The 18,099-nt window shown below is 66.7% G+C and carries 21 protein-coding genes; 11 read left to right on the top strand and 10 right to left on the bottom strand.

What is annotated here, in order from left to right; all coding sequences use genetic code 11:
* Window positions 1–27: 27 nt before the first annotated feature.
* Window positions 28–2,001, bottom strand: a complete 1,974-nt coding sequence (locus tag XM1_RS23620) for a methyl-accepting chemotaxis protein (protein WP_231920594.1) — start codon at window positions 1,999–2,001, stop codon at window positions 28–30.
* A gap of 433 nt (window positions 2,002–2,434) precedes the next feature.
* On the opposite strand from XM1_RS23620, the gene ccoG reads away from it, so the two are divergent.
* On the top strand, window positions 2,435–3,880 hold the full coding sequence (gene ccoG, locus XM1_RS19485) for a cytochrome c oxidase accessory protein CcoG (RefSeq protein WP_068436430.1): 1,446 nt from the start codon (window positions 2,435–2,437) through the stop codon (window positions 3,878–3,880).
* Between the two features lie 5 nt (window positions 3,881–3,885).
* On the opposite strand, the gene XM1_RS19490 is transcribed toward ccoG, so the two are convergent.
* From XM1_RS19490 to XM1_RS19510, 5 genes are all read right to left on the bottom strand, one after another.
* Entirely contained in the window at window positions 3,886–4,581 is a 696-nt protein-coding gene (locus XM1_RS19490; RefSeq protein ID WP_068436432.1) for a Crp/Fnr family transcriptional regulator, read from the bottom strand.
* 69 nt (window positions 4,582–4,650) lie between these two features.
* The gene (locus XM1_RS19495; RefSeq protein WP_068436434.1) at window positions 4,651–5,064 is read right to left on the bottom strand and encodes a DUF6691 family protein; all 414 of its coding nucleotides are present in this window, start codon (window positions 5,062–5,064) and stop codon (window positions 4,651–4,653) included.
* Complete coding sequence (locus tag XM1_RS19500; protein ID WP_068436436.1) at window positions 5,061–5,480, bottom strand: YeeE/YedE family protein; 420 nt, start codon at window positions 5,478–5,480, stop codon at window positions 5,061–5,063. Before XM1_RS19500 ends, XM1_RS19495 begins: the two co-directional genes overlap by 4 nt.
* Complete coding sequence (locus XM1_RS19505) at window positions 5,477–5,836, bottom strand: carboxymuconolactone decarboxylase family protein (RefSeq protein WP_068436437.1); 360 nt, start codon at window positions 5,834–5,836, stop codon at window positions 5,477–5,479. Before XM1_RS19505 ends, XM1_RS19500 begins: the two co-directional genes overlap by 4 nt.
* A 150-nt stretch (window positions 5,837–5,986) precedes the next feature.
* The gene (locus XM1_RS19510) at window positions 5,987–6,256 is read right to left on the bottom strand and encodes a hypothetical protein (RefSeq protein WP_231920595.1); all 270 of its coding nucleotides are present in this window, start codon (window positions 6,254–6,256) and stop codon (window positions 5,987–5,989) included.
* Between the two features lie 280 nt (window positions 6,257–6,536).
* Here XM1_RS19510 and XM1_RS19515 point away from each other — a divergent pair, with 280 nt between their 5' ends.
* The gene (locus tag XM1_RS19515) at window positions 6,537–8,240 is read left to right on the top strand and encodes a hypothetical protein (protein WP_068436439.1); all 1,704 of its coding nucleotides are present in this window, start codon (window positions 6,537–6,539) and stop codon (window positions 8,238–8,240) included.
* Window positions 8,241–8,313: 73 nt separating this feature from the next.
* Here XM1_RS19515 and XM1_RS19520 read toward each other — a convergent pair whose 3' ends face one another.
* Window positions 8,314–9,282, bottom strand: coding sequence for an ion transporter (locus XM1_RS19520; protein ID WP_068438056.1), 969 nt, complete (start codon window positions 9,280–9,282; stop codon window positions 8,314–8,316).
* A 221-nt stretch (window positions 9,283–9,503) separates the two neighbouring features.
* Between XM1_RS19520 and cobA the strand changes: the two genes are divergently transcribed.
* Both cobA and XM1_RS19530 read left to right on the top strand, forming a co-directional pair.
* Window positions 9,504–10,277 (top strand): uroporphyrinogen-III C-methyltransferase, encoded by a 774-nt coding sequence (cobA, locus tag XM1_RS19525; RefSeq protein ID WP_068436441.1) that lies wholly within the window; start codon window positions 9,504–9,506, stop codon window positions 10,275–10,277.
* Window positions 10,270–11,028 carry a CbiX/SirB N-terminal domain-containing protein gene (locus XM1_RS19530; RefSeq protein WP_068436443.1) on the top strand — a complete coding sequence of 253 codons (759 nt, stop codon included), beginning with the start codon at window positions 10,270–10,272 and terminating at the stop codon, window positions 11,026–11,028. Before cobA ends, XM1_RS19530 begins: the two co-directional genes overlap by 8 nt.
* 12 nt (window positions 11,029–11,040) lie before the next feature.
* Here XM1_RS19530 and XM1_RS23625 read toward each other — a convergent pair.
* The 3 genes from XM1_RS23625 to XM1_RS19545 form a co-directional block, all read right to left on the bottom strand.
* Window positions 11,041–11,992, bottom strand: a protein-coding gene (locus XM1_RS23625) for an IS630 family transposase (protein WP_156428594.1) whose coding sequence is annotated in 2 segments (ribosomal slippage) — window positions 11,041–11,656 and window positions 11,655–11,992 — 954 coding nt in all. Because the reading frame shifts where the segments join, the coding sequence is not laid out codon by codon here.
* A gap of 32 nt (window positions 11,993–12,024) precedes the next feature.
* Window positions 12,025–12,294, bottom strand: coding sequence for a hypothetical protein (locus XM1_RS19540; RefSeq protein WP_068436445.1), 270 nt, complete (start codon window positions 12,292–12,294; stop codon window positions 12,025–12,027).
* A complete protein-coding gene (locus XM1_RS19545) occupies window positions 12,291–13,157 on the bottom strand; it encodes a TauD/TfdA family dioxygenase (protein ID WP_068436446.1) in 867 nt (288 codons plus the stop codon). Before XM1_RS19545 ends, XM1_RS19540 begins: the two co-directional genes overlap by 4 nt.
* A gap of 239 nt (window positions 13,158–13,396) precedes the next feature.
* Here XM1_RS19545 and dsrA point away from each other — a divergent pair, with 239 nt between their 5' ends.
* The 7 genes from dsrA to XM1_RS19580 all read left to right on the top strand — a co-directional run bounded on the left by dsrA (window position 13,397) and on the right by XM1_RS19580 (window position 18,098).
* Window positions 13,397–14,650 (top strand): dissimilatory-type sulfite reductase subunit alpha, encoded by a 1,254-nt coding sequence (gene dsrA / locus XM1_RS19550; protein ID WP_068436448.1) that lies wholly within the window; start codon window positions 13,397–13,399, stop codon window positions 14,648–14,650.
* Window positions 14,651–14,664: 14 nt separating this feature from the next.
* Entirely contained in the window at window positions 14,665–15,735 is a 1,071-nt protein-coding gene (gene dsrB, locus XM1_RS19555) for a dissimilatory-type sulfite reductase subunit beta (protein WP_068436450.1), read from the top strand.
* Window positions 15,736–15,750: 15 nt separating this feature from the next.
* A complete protein-coding gene (tusD, locus tag XM1_RS19560) occupies window positions 15,751–16,110 on the top strand; it encodes a sulfurtransferase complex subunit TusD (RefSeq protein WP_068436452.1) in 360 nt (119 codons plus the stop codon).
* A gap of 4 nt (window positions 16,111–16,114) precedes the next feature.
* Complete coding sequence (gene tusC / locus XM1_RS19565; protein ID WP_068436454.1) at window positions 16,115–16,495, top strand: sulfurtransferase complex subunit TusC; 381 nt, start codon at window positions 16,115–16,117, stop codon at window positions 16,493–16,495.
* Between the two features lie 114 nt (window positions 16,496–16,609).
* Window positions 16,610–16,918 (top strand): sulfurtransferase complex subunit TusB, encoded by a 309-nt coding sequence (gene tusB / locus XM1_RS19570; RefSeq protein WP_082700619.1) that lies wholly within the window; start codon window positions 16,610–16,612, stop codon window positions 16,916–16,918.
* Between the two features lie 29 nt (window positions 16,919–16,947).
* The gene (locus XM1_RS19575) at window positions 16,948–17,280 is read left to right on the top strand and encodes a TusE/DsrC/DsvC family sulfur relay protein (protein ID WP_011385732.1); all 333 of its coding nucleotides are present in this window, start codon (window positions 16,948–16,950) and stop codon (window positions 17,278–17,280) included.
* Window positions 17,281–17,372: 92 nt separating this feature from the next.
* Window positions 17,373–18,098 (top strand): respiratory nitrate reductase subunit gamma, encoded by a 726-nt coding sequence (locus tag XM1_RS19580; protein WP_068436456.1) that lies wholly within the window; start codon window positions 17,373–17,375, stop codon window positions 18,096–18,098.
* The last annotated feature ends 1 nt before the right edge of the window (window position 18,099 follow it).

Below are 18,099 nucleotides of genomic sequence, written 5' to 3' on the forward strand. Positions count from 1 at the left end.
TCTTCCTCCCCAATGGAAAGTCGTAGGTTACTGCCGGACCCGGACCAGGAAGCGGTCGGTCTCGGCGGTCAGGGTTTCCACCACCTGGCTCAGGCTCTTGGCGCTCCAGATCACGCGGACCGTGCCGGCGCAGGTCTGGGCGGACGAGCGCGACAGGTCACCCACATTGGCCGAGACGGACTGGGCCTGACGGGCCACCTCGTCGATGTCGTCGGCGATCTCGCGGGTGGCCGCCTCCTGCTCCTGCACCGCGCCGGCGATGGCCGCCGAAACCTCGTCCAGCGACTTGATGATGTCGACCACCGCAGTGATGGCGTCGGCCATGCTGTGCGACGAGGCCTGGATCTCGCCCACCTGGCGGGCGATCTCGTCGGTGGCCCGGGCGGTCTGGTTGGCCAGGGTCTTCACCTCGCCCGCCACCACGGCGAAGCCCTTGCCCGCCTCGCCGGCACGCGCCGCCTCGATGGTGGCGTTCAGGGCCAGCAGGTTGGTCTGGGACGCGATGTCGTTGATCAGCCTGACCACCTCGCCGATGGACTGCACCGAATTAGCCAGCCCGCCCATCTGCCGGGCGGTGGCGTTGACGTCCTCCACCGTGCGCCGCGCGATGTCGGTGGAATTGGCCACCTGCCGGGCGATCTCGTTGATGGCCAGGGCCAGCTGGCGGGTCGCCTCGGCGGCGCCGGTGGCGCGTTCGGTGGTGATGCGCACCGCGTCGCCCACGTCGAGCGAGCGCGAGCCGCTGCGTTCCGAACGCCCGGCCATGACCTGGGCGGTCTGGCGGATGCCGCCGGTGGCGCGCTCGACCTCGGCGACCTTGCTCTTGACGCTGGCCTCGAAATCGTCGGCCATGGCCATCAGGGCGGCGGCCTTCTCCTCCTCGGAACGGATGCGTTCGGCCTCGCGCGCCTCGCGCAGCCGGTCGGCCTCGACCATGACGTCGTGGAAGACCTGGACGGCACGCGCCATCTCGCCCACCTCGTCGTGACGGTCCTGGGCGGGAATGGCGGCGGCCTTGTCGCCGTCGGCCAGGGCCTTCATCACCTCGGCCATGCGCTTGATCGGCCGCTCGATGGAAGCCCCCAGCCACAGCCCCAGGGTCAGGATCAGGGCGAAGCCGCCGCCCATCACCGCCTGCAGGGTCAGCTGGGCGGCTCGCCCGACCTCGACGGCCCTGGTCTCGGCGGCGACGGCGGCGTTCCGGGCGTCGGCCACCATGGAGGCCAGCACGCCCTCGAGCCAATCCTTGTGGACGGCGATCATCTCGCGTTCCAGGCCGGCGACGGCGTCGATGCCATCGGCGGCGGCGCTAAAATCGCGGTGATAGCGGTCCAGGCTTTCCCCCAGCTGCGCCCGCTCCGCGGCGCCGAGACCGCCCGTCGGCAAGGCCTTGGCGAACGCCGCCACCAGGCCGTCCAGCTCGGCCCGATCCGCCGGCTGGCGACGCAGCAGGAAGTTCTTTTCCGCCCGGCGCATCTGCAGCACCAGGATGGTCAAATCGGACAGGTCGCGGGCCTTCAGCACCTTTTCCATATCGAGCGCCGAGCCCCTGAGCGCGCCCAGCAGCCCGACCTGATCGGTGAATCCCACCTTGCGCTGGGTCTCGACCATGGCGGCGAAGGCGCGGCCGTAACGCTCGGCGCCGTCCTTGACCTTGGCGATCAGCTCGCGCCGGGGCGGCCCGTCACCGGGCAGCACGGCGGCCATACGGTCGAGGGCCTCGCGGGCCTCGGCCACATGGCGGGGCTGCTTGGAGGCCGAATCCTCGTCATGGCGCAGCAGGAAGTTCTTTTCCTGGCGCCGGGCCTGCAGCAGGGCGATGTCCACCTGATCGGTCTGGGTCATCACCGTCCGGAAGGAATCGGCTTCGCGGCGGGCGGCGTCCTCGCGCTGGCGGCTGTTCCACAGCAGCAGCGCCGCCGCCAGAAACACCAGACCGGCCATGACCACCAGGGAAGCAACCTGGCGCCGCAGCGCCAATCGAGAGAGAAGGCGTTCCATCATGCCTCTCTTGCCGGTTCGCCGGCCCATATCGTAGGTGTTTTCCACTATAGCCCTACAGGGTATCCGCCTCAACCATCGGATATATACTTTTGTAAAAGCCCCCCTCACCCACCGCCGGACGAAATTTCCTCCGGGCTGCGAATTGTCAATGCGGCCGGGCCCGGGCTTGCCTAGCCTGATGAGACCTCCCGGGCGGAAAACGGCAGAAGGCTTAAGCCCCCATCCACCCTCTCCGCCGCTTCCGTCCCGGATGACCGGCTGACGCCTCGCCCTCCCTTGGCGTCATTATGACAAGGCCGCTGAGCGCTCCCCGTCGGCGGCCTTGTTCATTTCTATAAAAATTCCAGACCAGCTCTGCGAATTGTCAATGCGGGCGCACCGTCGCTCCCCCTAGGTTGGTTCCGCCCAATCCAAGAGGAGAGCCTCCCCCATGTCGATGATCGGCAAGACGCCCGAGCCGTCCACGGCCTGCCCATCGAGCCCGGCCTACGCCGCCTCGGCCAAGGTCCAGCCGCGCGGCGTGAAGGGGCGTTACCGCAGCCTGAAGTGGTGGGCCAGCGCCCTGTTGCTGGCCTATTGGCATCTGGCGCCGTTCATCCGCTGGGATCGCGGCCCCGGCGCGCCATCCCAGGCCATCCTGGCCGACATGGCGGGACGGCGGGGCTATTTCTTCTCCATCGAGATCTGGCCGCAGGAGGTCTACTTCCTGACCGGCCTGCTGTTCATGGCGGCCATCGCCCTGTTCCTGATGACCTCGCTGGTGGGGCGCGTCTGGTGCGGCTTCTTGTGCTGGCAGACGGTCTACACCGACCTGTTCGTGGCGGTGGAGCGCCTGGTGATCGGCGAGCGCAACCAGCGCATCGCCTTCGAGCGCGCCCCGCTTTCCGCCGGCAAACTGGCCAAGAAGGCGGTGGTCAACGCCCTGTGGCTGGCCATCGCGGGCGCCTGCGGCATCGGCTTCACGCTGTATTTCGGCGACGCCTTCGAGCAGTTGCGCGACATCTTCACCGGCCAGGCCAGCACCGCCACCTATGGCGCCATCGCCGTGGTGGGGGGCCTTTGCTTCCTGCTGGCCGGCTATGCCCGCGAGCAGGTGTGCATCTATATGTGCCCCTATGCCCGCTTCCAGTCGGCCATGTTCGACGAGCATTCGCTGATCATCTCCTACGAGGCGTGGCGGGGCGAGGCCCGCGGCCCGGCGCCGGCCGACCGCGATTTCAGCGGGCGCGGCCATTGCGTCGATTGTCTGGCCTGCGTCCAGGCCTGCCCTACCGGCATCGACATCAGGAACGGCAACCAGCTGGCCTGCATCGGCTGCGGGCTGTGCATCGACGCCTGCAACCAGGTGATGGACCGCTTCAAGCTGCCGCGCGGGCTGGTGTCCTACGATTCCTCGGCCAATCTGGCGGCCAGGGGCGAGAACCGCCAGGGCGGGCTGCGCCTGTTGCGCCCGCGCACCCTGGCCTATGGCGGCATCCTGGCCCTGGTCGCCGCGGTGATGCTGTTCCGCCTCACCACGCGCCCCGACGTGGACGTCAACGTGCTGCACGAACGCTCGCCGCTGTTCGTGCAGATGTCGGACGGCAGCATCCGCAACGGCTATGCCTACAAGGTGCTGAACATGAAGGGCGAGGACCGCAGCTTCACGCTCCGGCTCGATGGTGAGACCGGCGGCACCATCTCGGTGGTGGGCGGGGCCAGCGACGCGGCTTCGGCCGAGTTGCGGGTGCCGCGCGATTCCGTGGGCGATTTCCGCCTCTACGTCACCCTGCCGGCCGACAAGGTGGCGTCGCGGAAGATGCCGCTCGTCTTCGTGCTGTCCGGCCAGGGCCGCGAGGTCAGGACCGAGACCCTGTTCGCCGGGCCGGAGAAGTAGGAGGCTTATCCCTCGCCGGCGATGGCGTCCAATTGGCCAAGGTCGCGCCGGAACACGTTCGGCGCGGTCTCGGTCACCACGCCCAGCCGCTTGAACTCCGCCACCACCCGGCTGGCGGTTTCGGGCGTGATGCCCAGCAGGGCGCCCAGGTCTTCGCGCCCGAACAGGCGGCAATCGGGGGCCGCCTCGGGGGCCAGCAGGCGGAACAGCCGGGCGATCCGCTGCCGGGCGCTGCCGGTGGACAATTCGCGGGTGCATTCGTGCGAGCGCTGCACCGCGTCGTGCCACTTCTTCATGAGCTGGCGGTGCAACTTGGGCGTCAGACGGCTGACCACGTCGCGGGGAATGCGGCAGACCTTGGCCGGCGACAGCGCCACCGCCGTGTGCTCGTAGGACTCGGCCACCGTGGCCTCCAGCCCGGCCACGTCGCCCTGGCCCAGCAGGCTGACGATGCGGTGGCTGCCGTCGGGCAGGTACTGTTCCAGCTTGAACAGGCCTTCGCGCACGGTGAAGACGTGCCCGGCCGCCTGGCCCGCCTGATAGAGCGCGGCCCCGGCGGCGAGGCGGATATCCTCGATGGGCAGGTGGATGATGCCGAAATCCTCGCCCTTGAGGTCGGCGAACAGCACAAGGTCGCGGATGGAGCATTGCTCGCACGAGGCCAGCCCGCGCCAGGCCGCCTCGATCTCATGGTCACGCATATGGGGTCCGGCCGCAATCCGAGTTGGAGCGGCAAGGATAGCCCGGCAGGCCCCCGGGGCGGAAACAGTTTATCCTTTGCCGCCCAGCCGGGAGATTCCCAGCAATCCGGCGACGAAGCCCGCCACGAACAGCAGGGCCAGCGGATTTTGCGCCGACACCGCCAGGGCCGGCGCCGGGCACAGCCCCGCCAGCCCCCAGCCCGCGCCAAAGATGACCGACCCGGCCACCAGCCGGAGATCGATGCGCGTAGGCGGCGGCGCCGGACTCTCGGCACACAGCAGGGGACGGCCCCAGCGGCGGATCAGCCCCTGCCCCAGGGCGGCGACGGCCACCGCGCCGCCCATGGTGGCGGTCAGCCGGGGGTCCCAGCGTCCGAAGAAATCCAGGAAGCCGACCACCTTGGCGGGGTCGGTCATGCCCGACAGCGCCAGCCCGGCGCCGAACACCAGACCGCAGAGCAGGAAGACCAGCGCCCGGCTCATGATCCCGGCACTCCCACCAGGGCGACCATTCCGGCGCCGACCGCGATGAACAGCATGGTGGCGACCAGCGAACGCGGCGACAGGCGGGCGATGCCGCACACCGAGTGGCCGCTGGTGCAGCCGTTGGCCAGCCCGGCGCCGATCCCCACCAGCAGCCCGGCCAGAACCAGCCGCCCGGGCGAGGCCAGCGAAACCGCGCCGCCGGCGCCGGTCAGGCCCTGCACCAGAAGGGCGCCGAGCGGCAGGCCGACGACGAAGGCGATGGCCTCGAACCGCCCGGCCAGGGCGCCCCGCACCAATCCGCTGACCCCGGCCACCCGGCCGAAGGCCAGCATCAATCCGGCCGCCGCCAGCCCGATCAGGGCCCCGCCCGCCAGGGCGAGGCTCCAATCGGCGGCGGAAAGCGCCACGATCATTCGGCGGCCTGCTTCTTGGCGGCGAACTGGTCGTAGGCTTCCAGCGCCAGGGCGCCGTACATCAGGGACGGGCCGCCGCCCATGTAGACCGACATGGCGATGGTCTCCATCACCTCGTCGCGCGAGCCGCCCAGGTCCACCACCGCCTTGGCGTGAAAGGCCAGGCAGCCGTCGCAGCGCGCCGCAATGCCCAGCGCCAGCGCGATCAGCTCCTTGGTCTTGGCGTCCAGCGCGCCGTCGGCGGTGGCCGCCTTGGCCATGGCGGAAAAGCCCTTCATCACCTCGGGCACCCCGCCGCGCACCTGGCCGACCATCTTCGACAGGCCGTTGGCCAGTTCGTTCCAATCCTTGAGCATCACGCACCTCGTCCTTAGAATCAGCACAATATGTTAGATTGCGCTAATATATAAGGACCGCGGCGGATTTCAAGGCCCGAGCGGGCCACAGCCCCGCATGGGGGCATGCGGGGAACGAAGGGGCGGAACGCGGCGGGCGGGCGGCGGGCGTCAGTGACCGCCCGAGCGGGCCGGCGGACGGGAGCTGGGCGGCGGCGGCGCGCTGGGCGCCGGGCGGCGGGGCGGCATGTCGTCGGATTCCTCCTCCGCCGCCTTCTGGCGGATGATGAAGCCCTGAAGCGCCCAGCCGATCACATAGAAGGTCCCGACGAAGAACCAGAGGCCCGCCAGGGTGAAGATGACCGTCCGGTGCAGGGCGTCGTCGCCGTTGCCGAAGACGCCCAGCGCCCACAGCATGGGGCCGCCGAACAAAACCGCCACGGCCCCGGCCAATCCCAGCCGGGTCCACCCTGCTGAACGTATGTACGATATCCTGTAGGTCGACATCGCCTTGTGTCCTCCCCCGGCCCGGTCCCCTTGGATCACCTTGGATTCTGGACGTTTCTGCGGCGGTTCGCAACCCGCCAGAAGGACATGGCGCCCTGGCGGACATTTGAATAATTCCGTGACACGATGTGTCGCCAATGGTTATTTTTCTCGGATGCGCTCGGAACTTGGGGGGTCGGAGCGGCAAACCAAGTTGTGGCGGGCGAGGACCAGAATGGTCTCCAGTCGGGAAAACTTTGAAGTCCAGGTCAACAAGGGCGGCCGCTGGGCGACCGAAACGGTGGTCGCCAAGGAAGACGAGGCGCGGGCGCTCGCCAAGAAATTCCTGGCCGACAAGAAATGCGAGGGTGCGCGAATCGTCCGTAACTGGATGCGCTCCGACGGCACCATGGACGAGTCGGAGATCTTCTCCCAGACCCGTTCGGGCGTCGATGATGGCCCGATCCGCATCTCTCCCATCGAGGACGTGCCTCCCGAAAAGTGCGAGACCCCGGACGAGCTGATGGCTCCGTCGGGCCGCAACGTGGTCAACCGGGTGTTCCGCTCCTATCTCGACAAGGCGATCCTGACGCCCACCGAGCTGATGCACAATTACAAGGAGCTGAAGCGGCTTCAGGAAAAGGACACCCTGGTCCCCAACGCCGTCGATCGCGTCGCCCAGCTTCAGACCAAGGATACCGAGCAGGATTCCAAGTCGCGCAGCGCCGAGCTGTTCAAGACCATCGACGAGATGTCGGCCCGCGCCAAACGGGTAGAGAACGTCAAGCTGCCCAAGCTGGACGGGCGCTTCTCCGACGCCATCCGGTCGATCCGCGCCCAGGCCGGGGCCGAGGACGTCGATTACCTGGCCATGGTGCTGCTGTCGCGCGACCTGATCAATGCGCGCTCGTGGGTGGGCAAGCTGGAATTCCTGTGCAAGCTGGCTGTCGAAGACACCGACCCCCACGCGGTCGAGATGCTGGACGGTGTCATCGCCGACGTGCTGGGCTCATCCGTGGTGCAGGAGATCCTGGGCTGGCAGCCGGGGCTGGGCGCCGCCATCTGCCGCATGTTCGACCTGGCCGACGGCAAGTTCCCCACCGAGAAGAGCGAGGCCGGCGAATCCGCCGAAATCCTCAATCGGCTGTTCGCCGAGAAGAAGCTGCCCATCAGCCGCGCCTGCCTGCTCGACCGGGCCCACCGCCAGATCAAGTCGCCCAACCCGCTGTACCGCAGCGAGGACGGCAAGGAGCTGGAGGAGCTGAAGAAGCTGGTGGAGCGCACCATGACGCCCACCGGCTTCGTCTCGGGCCCCGAGACGGCCGAGGCGCTGACCATCCGCTATTCCCGCCAGATCGAGCAGGGCGGCGCGCCCGGCCGCAAGGCCACCGTCAACGGCCTGTACCGCATGCTGCCCGACCGGGCCCTGGGCTTGATCTACATCCTGGACCTGGCAGGCACGCCCTGGGGCGCCACCGCCACCCCCGACATCGCCGAACTGGTGGATTACTGCCTGTCGGCCCGCCATCTGGGCGATTTCTGCCTGCGCTCGCTTCCCCCTAAGGAAAAGATGCTGCGCGCCACCCTGGCCCACAAGACGGCGGCGGCCAACACCGCCCTGCCGCAGGTGGTGCGCGACAAGATCTGCGGCTTCATCGACACCATGCTGGAAGCCTATCTGGTCACCGAGCAGATCGTCGAGAAGCTGGACCACCAGGATTCGCCGCTGCGCGACCGCGCCGTGCGGCTGGTGCAGTTCTGCGCCGCCGGCGTGCTGCCCGAGGGCAAGGCCATGACGAGGGCGCGCCAGCGCATCCTGGCCCTGCTGCGCCAGCCCAATTTCGACGCCCATTTCATCGACGGCTTCACCGATCCGGTGCGGGCCCAGAAGGCGCTGCGCGACTTCCACGTCCTGCTGGTCAAGGCCGGGTTCGGCTGATGCGGCCGGGACGGCCGCGCTCCTGACAAAGGCTTTCCATGGAGCGCGGGCATCTTGCCCCCACGCCGTGCCCTCAGTCTTCCTCGGGATGGGCATGGGCACCGCGCAACGGCTTGGCGCAGTGGGGACACAGATGCCCGGTCTCCACCGACTGACGCAGAATCAGCGACGCCTCTTCCTCGGAGAGCTGCAGGGTGCGCCGCGTGCGTTCCAGCAACCGGCGTTCGGAGCGGTTGATGGAGCCGTCCTCCAGCGCCTTTTCCACCGCCTCGCGGTATTCCTCGCGGCGGATGCGCATCTGCTCGGAGAAGCCCGAGGCCAGCACACCGGCGGGCAGCGCGATCATGCCCACACCCAGGATGGCGGTCAGCGCCCCCAATAATCGGCCCAGGGGGGTGATGGGCACCATGTCGCCATAGCCCAGCGTGGTCAGCGTCACCACCGCCCACCACATGGAGGTGGGGATGTCGCTGAACACATGCGGCTGGGCGCGGTGCTCGAACAGGTAGATCAGGCTGGACGTCAGCACCAGGATCACCACCATGACGAACAGCACGGCCGAGATGGACCGCGCCTCCTGGCGGGCCACCGCCGCCATCACCGTCATGGCCATGGAATAGCGGCCCAGCTTGAAGACGCGCAGCACGCGCAGCACGCGGATGGCCCGCAGGTCCAGCTCGACGAACATGCCCAGATAGAACGGCAGCACCGCCAGCAGGTCGACGATGGCCATGGGCGACACCGCCCAGCGCAGCCGCCCCCAGACAGGATGGCGGAATTTTGGATCGTCGATCTCCACCGCCGTCCACAGCCGCAGCAGGTATTCCAGGCTGAAGATCGCTACCGAGGCCAGGTCGAAGGCGTGGAAGGCCGGTCCGTGGGCGATGGACAGGTGCTCGATGGATTCAAGCACCACCGCCAGCACGTTCAGCACGATCAGCGCGATCAGGAAGGCGTCGACCACCTTGACCAGCAGGTCGGAATGGCCTTCGCCGCCCAGCATGTGGTAGACCGTGCGCCGCAACGTGCGCCGGCGGCGCACGTGCCGCTGCCCCGGATGCGGATGTCCCGGATGCGGGGAGGTCGGATGCGGATGGGCGGAATGGCTATTGGTCACAAAACGGCCGATGTCAAAGACGCTTATTTGCGCCACCATATCCGACCGCCCCCCGTAAGGGGAAGGGGCGGACGGTGACGGAAAGTCATGGCGCGGAGCACGCCATGTACTTTAGTGTGTTTTAATATACTGGAGCGGGAGAGGCCATGAGCACGGCCGGGTCGAATGCCAAGGCGGGGCGGGTGTTTCTGATCGGGGCGGGGCCGGGCGATCCGGACCTGTTGACGGTCAAAGCGTTGCGCCTGATTCAGGGCGCCGCCCTGGTGGTGTATGACCGACTGGTCAGTCAGGAGATCATGGAGCTGATCCCCCCCGCCGCCGAGCGCGTCTACGCCGGCAAGGCGCTGGGCAACCATCATCTGGTGCAGGACGAGATCAACGACCTGCTGCTGCGCCTCGCCCGCTCGGGCCGCGACGTGGTGCGCCTCAAGGGCGGCGACCCCTTCGTCTTCGGACGCGGCAGCGAGGAGGCGCTTCATCTGGCGCGCCACCACATCGCCTTCGAGGTGGTGCCGGGCATCAGCGCCGCCGCCGGCTGCTCCACCTATGCCGGCATTCCGCTCACCCATCGCGGGCTGGCCACCGGCGTGCGCTTCGTCACCGGCCATCTGCGCGACGACCGCTCGCTGGACCTGGACTGGACCAAGCTGGCCGACCCCGACGTCACCCTGGCGGTCTATATGGGCCTGCAGGCCCTGCCGGAAATCGCCGCCCAGCTGATGGCCGCCGGCCTGTCCGCCGACACGCCGGCCGCCGCCGTCGAAAGCGGCACCACGCCGCGCCAGCGCCGGGTGGTCGGCACCCTGGCCACCTTGCTGGACCTGACGCGGGACGCCGGGCTGCAGGCTCCCACCCTGCTGATCATCGGCAAGGTCGTCGGGCTGGCCGACGAGCTGGACTGGTTCGGCAAGCATGCTTGAGAATTCCGCCCTGGTCCTGGTCGGCCATGGCTCGGGACGATATCCCGACGCCGCCAAGCCCGTCCTGGCCCTGGCGGAGTCCATCCGGCGCCGCAATCTGTTCACCGAGGTGGCGGCGGTGTTCATGAAGCAGGACCCGCCGCTGTCGGCCGCCCTGTCCCTGGTCGGCGCCGCCACCGTCTACGTGGTTCCGGTCTTCGCCGGGCGCGGCTTTTATACCGGCACCCTGATCCCGCGTGAAATTGGACTGACCGGTCAGGTAACCGAGCGCGACGGTCGCCGCGTGGTCTATACCGAGCCGGCGGGGACCCATCCCCGCCTGCCCGGCCTGTTGGCCTGCCGCGCCGACGGCGTGGCGCGGTCCTGCGGCTGGGAACCGGGGCAAACCAGCCTGCTGCTCATCGCCCACGGCTCGGCCCGGCCGGGCGGCGCGGGCGAGACGCCGCGGGCCATCGCCCGCGCCTTAACCGCCATGAACCACTTCGCCGAGGTGGAACTGGTCTTCCTGGAACAAGAGCCCCTGGCCCAGACCTGGCCGGAACGGGTCAAGGGCGAGAGGGTCGTGGCGCTGCCCCTGCTGGTGGCGCAAGGTCTGCACGCCGGCCAGGACATCCCGCCGCTGTTCGGCCTGATCCAGGGCCAGACCGGCCCGGTGGACAGCCACGGGCGGCAGGTGGCCCTGGCCACCGGCCTGGGCGCCGAGCCGGAGTTGGAGGAGATCATCCTCGATCTGGTGCGGGGCTCCCCTTAGAGCAATTCGCGATCACACTGGTTCATATCCGGCAGCCTTGAAGAAATTTCGGCACTCTTGAGGTTCGTAGAGATCGCAGATTCGGCCGATGGCGTCCCATAGGTCCTGAATGGTCCTGGCAGCCGTTTTTCTGAGGTGTGCCTTGAGCTTCGAGAAGGCCATTTCGATGGGATTGAGGTCGGGGGAATACGGCGGCAAGAACAGCATGAAGGCACCACGATCTTGGATGATCCGTTCTGCCCGAGGACTTTTGTGAGCTGAGAGATTGTCGAGGATCACGACGTCGCCCGGCTCCAGGGTTGGGGCCAGTTGGGTCTCGATATAGGCCTCGAACATCTTCCGGTTCATCGGGCAATTGATGACAAAGGGCGCCACCAAGCCATCATGACGCAGCCCGGCGATGAATGTTTCCGTCTTCCAATGTCCGAAGGGCACAGCGGCTTTCAACCGCGCCCCTTTGGGTGAGCGGCCCCGCAGACGGGTCATTTTGGTATTGGTTCCGGTCTCGTCGAGGAACACCAGGCGATGGGCCTGACGCCGCATCAGCGGTTGGCGGCCTTTAATCCACTCCTCGCGCAGCAACCGGACGTCCGGCCTCATCTGCTCGGACGCGACCAAAGTTTTTTTTATAGGTCAGCCCCTGTGCCCGGAGAAACCGGGCAAGGTTGGAAAGATGGATTTGAACGCCCCGCTCGGCCAGTTCTTTGGTTAAATCGGCCAGCGAGATATCCGGAACCTGCTTAACACGCAGCAGCACATAGGCCCGATGGTCGCCCAATTTACTGCGCCGATCACCGCCTTGCCGCTTTGGCGCCACCGTCCCACTCGACAGATATTGCGCCACATAGCGTACCGCCGAGCTCACCGAGATATTGAAGACACTGGCCGCCTGTCGGCGCGAATGGCCAGCCAGAACATATCGCGCAACACGGTCGCGCAGATCTACGGATAAAGGTCGAGTCATCGTGGGCCACCTCCACAGGAAGTGAATCACGATTAGCCGCGCCTGTGAATCCCCTGCGATTCCGTTAGATCGCGAACCGCTCTAGCCCACTCCCCCATCACCGCCATCATCTCGCCGACCGTCTTCTCGTCCAGATCGACGATGGTGAAGCGGGCGCGGCCTTCCTTGATGCGCATCCTTAAGATTCGCATGCCGCTTTCGTGATCCACGGCGGAAAAGCTGATCTCGCGGCTCCACGGCGCGGCCAGGGTGGCGATGGGGGTGACGTCTTCCTTGGCGAAGTCGGGAGTGTCGGTGGTCATGAAATCCTCTCGTGATAGCGCGCCCGGTAGAGCAGGCGGGGCGATCGGGGATCGTCCCTGAACGGCTCGCGGGTATGCAGCGGGTTGTTGGAGACCAGTCCCTGGCCTTCCTCCAGCACATGCTCGAAGATATGGGGCGACGGCCCGTCCAGCAGGCGCCTGATGGCCGCCGCCGCCGGTGCAGCCTCGTCCGACCAGACGGCGTTGCGGGTGCGCGCCGTGTAGCGCATGTGCAAGCTTCCGTCGGCATTGAACGAGAACACCGGCCCCACCGTCTCGGGCCGTGTCATCCCCTCCTCCTCGTTGCCGGGAATGGTCAGCGCGTCGGGCCGCATCAGCGCCCGGATCAGCTCCGGGTCCTCGTCACGCAGCTGGATATAGAGCATCTCGTGGTCCATCAGCCGGTTGGCCCCGCCCTCGGCCGCCTTTCCGGCGCAATGGAGCAGCAGGGCGCGCACCGTCCTGTCCGGCGGATTGTAATAGCCGTCGGTATGCCAGGTGATGGGCCGCTCGGTATAGGGGATGTAGCGCGACCGCGTGCCCTCGCGATGCACGGACAGCGGCGTGATGCCGTCGTCGTCGGCCAGGGCGTTGGAATCCAGCGAGGCGAGGCCCAATTGGGCGGCCAGGGCCTTCAGCGCCGCCTTGTGGTCGCGGCCCGGCTTCGGCCCCTCGGCATAGACCGCCGTGTTGGCGCGGCCCAGACGGTGGTGCAGCGCCTGCCTTTCACCAGGGGTCAGTGCGGCGATGTCGCCCACCTCCACCACCAGATCGCAGGTCGCGACAGGCGCCCGCGCCAGTCTTCCGCCCCGCCAGCGGGCATAGGACTCGGTATCGTCGAGGCGGAAACAGGCTGGAATCATTGGAATTTTTCCTCCCACCTCATTTTCATGCGAATTTCCTAAAGAATCCACTTGGATCGTAGGGTTCTGCAATATTATCATCCTCGAATGTAACGAGCCGCATAGAACGGCCGGACGAATCAGGAGAGGTCCGGGAGCAGAGCTTCCCAACGGATCGGATATTCATCCAGCGTATTGCCGCGCCCGGCTGAAGGCGCGCGTGCGAACGCTTCGTGACGAATGCGAGGGAGCGAGAAGCAATGTCGAAGAAGATGCCGCCCACCCCCATGCTCGACCAGCTGGAAAGCGGTCCGTGGCCCAGCTTCGTGACGGGCCTGAAGCGCCTGGCCGAGGTGGAGGGCAAAGCCCATTCCGGCATCATGAAGAGCCTCCTGGGCCAGCTGGAGCACAGCTACCAGACCCGCAAGGGCTATTGGAAAGGCGGCACGGTCGGCGTGTTCGGCTATGGCGCCGGCGTCATCCCGCGCTTTTCCGAGGTGGCCGACCAGTACCCGGAAAGCTCGGAATTCCACACGCTGCGCATCATGCCGGCCCCGGGCTTCTTCTACGACACCAAGACGCTGCGCCAGATGTGCGACATCTGGGAGGAGCACGGCTCGGGCCTGATCGCGCTGCACGGCCAATCGGGCGACATCATGTTCCAGGGCTGCCGCACCGAGCAGGTCCAGGCCGCCTGGGACAAGATCAACGAGATGGGCTTCGACATGGGTGGCGCGGGTGCGGGCGTGCGCACCTCGGCGTCCTGCGTCGGCCCGGCGCGCTGCGAGCAGGCCTGCTTCGACACCCTGGCCGCGCACCGCGCCATCATCAACGACTTCGTCGATGACATCCACCGCCCCTCGCTGCCCTACAAGCTGAAGTTCAAGTTCTCGGGCTGCGCCAACGACTGCGCCAACGCCACCCAGCGCGCCGACGTGGCGATCTTAGGGACCTGGAAGGACGACATGCAGGTCGACCAGAAGGAGGTGCAGGCCAAGGTCAAGCAACTGGGCCGCAAGGAATTCATCAACCAGGTGATCCGCATGTGCCCGACCCAGGCGCTGGGGCTCAACGACGACGACACGCTGGACGTGGACAACAAGTCCTGCGTGCGCTGTATGCACTGCATCAACGTCTGCACCAAGGCGCTCAAGCCCGGTAAGGAGCGTGGCATCTGCATCCTGGTGGGCGGCAAGCGCACGCTCAAGATCGGCGACCTGATGGGCACCGTGGTGGTCCCCTTCATGAAGCTGGAGACCGAAGAGGACTACGAGAAGCTGCTGGAGCTGGCCCACAACATGCTCGACTTCTTCGCCGACAACGCGCTGGAGCACGAGCGCACCGGCGAGATGATCGAGCGCATCGGGCTGGTCAACTACCTCGACGCCCTGGGCCTCGACCTCGACGTCAACATGATCAACCAGCCGCGCACCAATTCCTACATCCGCACCGACGGATGGGAAGAGGAGGCCCGCAAGTGGGCCGAGCGCAAGACCAACAACGCCGCCGAGTAAGGGAGACAGGACCCATGAGCGAACTTCGTCGTCCCGTTGAAAGCGGCGTGCCGGATTCCAAGCAATTCATGCACCCCGCCTTGGTGCGCAATTACGGCAAGTGGACCCACCATGACCGCCCGCGTCCCGGCGTGCTGCGCCACGTCGCCGAAAGCGGCGAGGCGGTGTACACCGTCAAGGCCGGCACCCAGCGCCAGCTGGACGTGTTCACCATCCGCCGGCTGTGCGACATCGCCGATGCCTTCTGCGACGGCCACATCCGCTTCACCGTGCGGTCCTCGGCCGAGTTCATGACCACCGACGAGTCCAAGGTTCCGGCCCTGATCCAGCGCCTGGAGGACGAGGGCTTCCCGGTGGGCGGCACCGGCAACTCGGTGGGCTTCATCAGCCACACCCAGGGCTGGCTGCACTGCGACATCCCCGGCACCGATGCGTCCGGCGTGGTCAAGGCGCTGATGGACGAACTCGTCGACGAGTTCAAGTCCGAGGAGATGCCCAACCGCGTCAAGATCACCACCAGCTGCTGCCAGATCAATTGCGGCGGCCAGGGCGACATCGCCATCAACGTCCAGCACACCAAGCCGCCGGTGATCAACCACGCCTTGGTGGCCGGCATCTGCGAACGCCCGACGGTGATCGCGCGCTGCCCCGTGGCGGCCATCCGGCCCGCTTTGGTGGACGGCAAGCCGTCGCTGGAAGTGGACGAGAAGAAGTGCGTGTGCTGTGGCGCCTGCTATCCGCCCTGCCCGCCCATGCAGATCAACGACCCGGTCCATTCCAAGATCGCCATCTGGGTGGGCGGCAAGCATTCATCGACCCGCTCCAAGCCCATGTTCCACAAGCTGGTGGCCGCCGGTCTGCCCAACAACGCGCCGCGCTGGCCGGAAGTGGCCGAGGTGGTGAAGAAGATCCTGTCGGTCTACAAGGCCGACGCCCGGGCCTGGGAGCGCATGGGCGAGTGGATCGAGCGCATCGGCTGGCCCCGCTTCTTCGAGCTGACCGAGCTGCCCTTCACCAAGTACCACGTGGACAACTGGCGGGGCGGCCGGGCCAATCTCAACGCCTCGGCGCATCTGCACTTCTAAGGGAGGGGATTGGACATGAAGTTCGCCATCCTCGTCAACGAAGGCCCCTACAACCATCAGGCCGCCGACTCAGCCTTCCAGTTCTGCAAGGCCGCCTTGGAGAAGGGCCACGAGATTTTCCGGGTGTTCTTCTATTACGACGGCGTCAACAACGCGACCAAACTGGGCGAGCCGCCCTCGGACGACCGCAACGTGACCAAGAACTGGCAGAAGCTGGCGGACGATCACAAGGTCGATCTGGTGGTCTGCGTCGCCGCCGGTCTGCGCCGCGGCATCACCGAGGCCAATCTCGCCCCGGGCTTCCGCATCTCGGGCCTGGGCCAGCTGATCGAGGCCGGCATCCATGCCGACCGTCTCGTGACTTTCGGGGATTAAAGCCATGGACGATATGGAAAGCGGCATCGTCAAGAAGTTCATGTTCATCAACCGCAAGGCCCCCCACGGCACGGTCTACGCCCTGGAAGTGCTGGAAATGGTGCTGATCTCGGCGGCCTTCGACCAGGATGTGCATCTGGCCTTCCTGGACGACGGCGTGCTGCAGATCAAGAAGGGCCAGACGCCCGCCGGCATCGGGGTCAAGAACTTCTCGCCCACCTACCGGGCGTTGGAGGGCTACGACATAGAGAAGCTGTACGTGGAGGCGGAAAGCCTGGCCGAACGCGGCCTGACCGAGGACGACCTGCTGGTCGACGTCGAGGTCCTGAGCCGCGCCGAGATGGGCAAGCTGATGGCCGAGATGGACGTGGTTCTGACGGCGTAACTCCGAGGGGCGCAAGCCCCGAGGCAAGGGCAAGGCCCGCCGCGGCTTATGCCGCGAAAGCCAAGGGTTTCGAAGAAACCCGCCCGGCGATTGAGGGACAAAAGGAATCATGCAATGAGCATTCTGCACACCGTCAACAAATCCCCCTTCGAGCGGTCCTGCCTCGATTCCTGCCTGGGCCACGCCCAGCCGGGCGATAGCGTCCTGCTGATGGAGGACGCGGTCATCGCCGCGCTGTCCGGCACCGCCTTCGAGGGCAAGATGGCCGATGCGGCCAAGACCATGAAGCTGCATGTCCTCGGCCCCGATCTGGCGGCCAGGGGACTGGACCCCGCAAAGGTGGTAAAAGACATTACCGTCGTGGATTACGCCGGATTCGTGGATCTGGCGGCCGGGACCAAGGCGACCAACGCCTGGCTGTAATTCAAGAAAAGACCTGAGGAGAGAAACACATGGCTTATACCAGCAACGGCGCCACCATCGAGGCCGATGAAGAGGGCTACCTCACCGACATCAACCAGTGGAACGAGGACTTGGCCGGCCAGATCGCCAAGGACGAGGGCATCACCATGAGCCCCGAGCACTGGGAAGTGGTCAACTTCCTGCGCGAGTACTACGCCGAGTACCAGATCGCCCCGGCGGTGCGCGTGCTGACCAAGGCCATCGCCAAGAAGATGGGGCCCGACAAGGGCAACAACAAATACCTCTACGAGCTGTTCCCCTACGGCCCCGGCAAGCAGGCGTGCAAGATCGCCGGCCTGCCCAAGCCCACCGGCTGCGTGTAGCGGATACTGTCCGCAGCCGTCATGGCCGGGCTTGACCCGGCCATCCATGGACCCCCGGGCCACGCCCGGGGGTGACGAGGAAGGGTGCCGTCGTGACGATCTTTTTCGCCATTCTCTTCAGCGTCTCGAGCCTGGTCCTGGTGGCCGGGCTGGCCATGAAGATCGCCCAATACGCCAAGACGCCGGCGCCCTTGAAGATTCCCACCACCCCGGCGCCGCTCACCAAGGGCGGCGTGGCCCTGCGCCTGGGCCGCGAGGCGGTGCTGTTCGAAAGCCTCTATCGCGCCAACCGGCTGCTGTGGCTGTTCGCCATTGTCTTCCACTTAGGCCTGGCCGTGGTGCTGATCCGCCACGGCCGCTATTTCCAGGCGGAAATCGGCTTTCTCACCGGGCTGGTCCAGCCCCTGGCCCAGCCGGCCGGGCTGGCCATGGTGGCGGGCCTTAGCCTGCTGCTGGCCCGGCGCCTCGTCTCCGAACGGGTGCGCTACGTCACCCGGCCCTCGGACATCCTGATGCTGGTCCTGCTGCTGGGCATCGGGGTGACCGGCATGGCCATGAAATGCGTCGTCCACACCGACATCGTCACGGTGAAGGCCTTCTTCACCGGCCTGATGGGGTTCGAGCTGCGGCCGCTGCCCGCCGACCCGCTGCTGGGTCTTCACCTCCTGCTGGTCTGCCTGCTGATGATCGTCTTCCCGTTCTCCAAGCTGCTGCACGCGCCGGGCCTGTTCTTCAGCCCGACCCGCAACCAGACCGATAATCCGCGCGAAGTGCGCCATCTGGCGCCCTGGGCCGCCAAGCTGGAAGAGAGGGGCTAGA

This window comes from Magnetospirillum sp. XM-1 (assembly GCF_001511835.1).
In the GTDB taxonomy this organism is placed as follows: domain Bacteria; phylum Pseudomonadota; class Alphaproteobacteria; order Rhodospirillales; family Magnetospirillaceae; genus Phaeospirillum.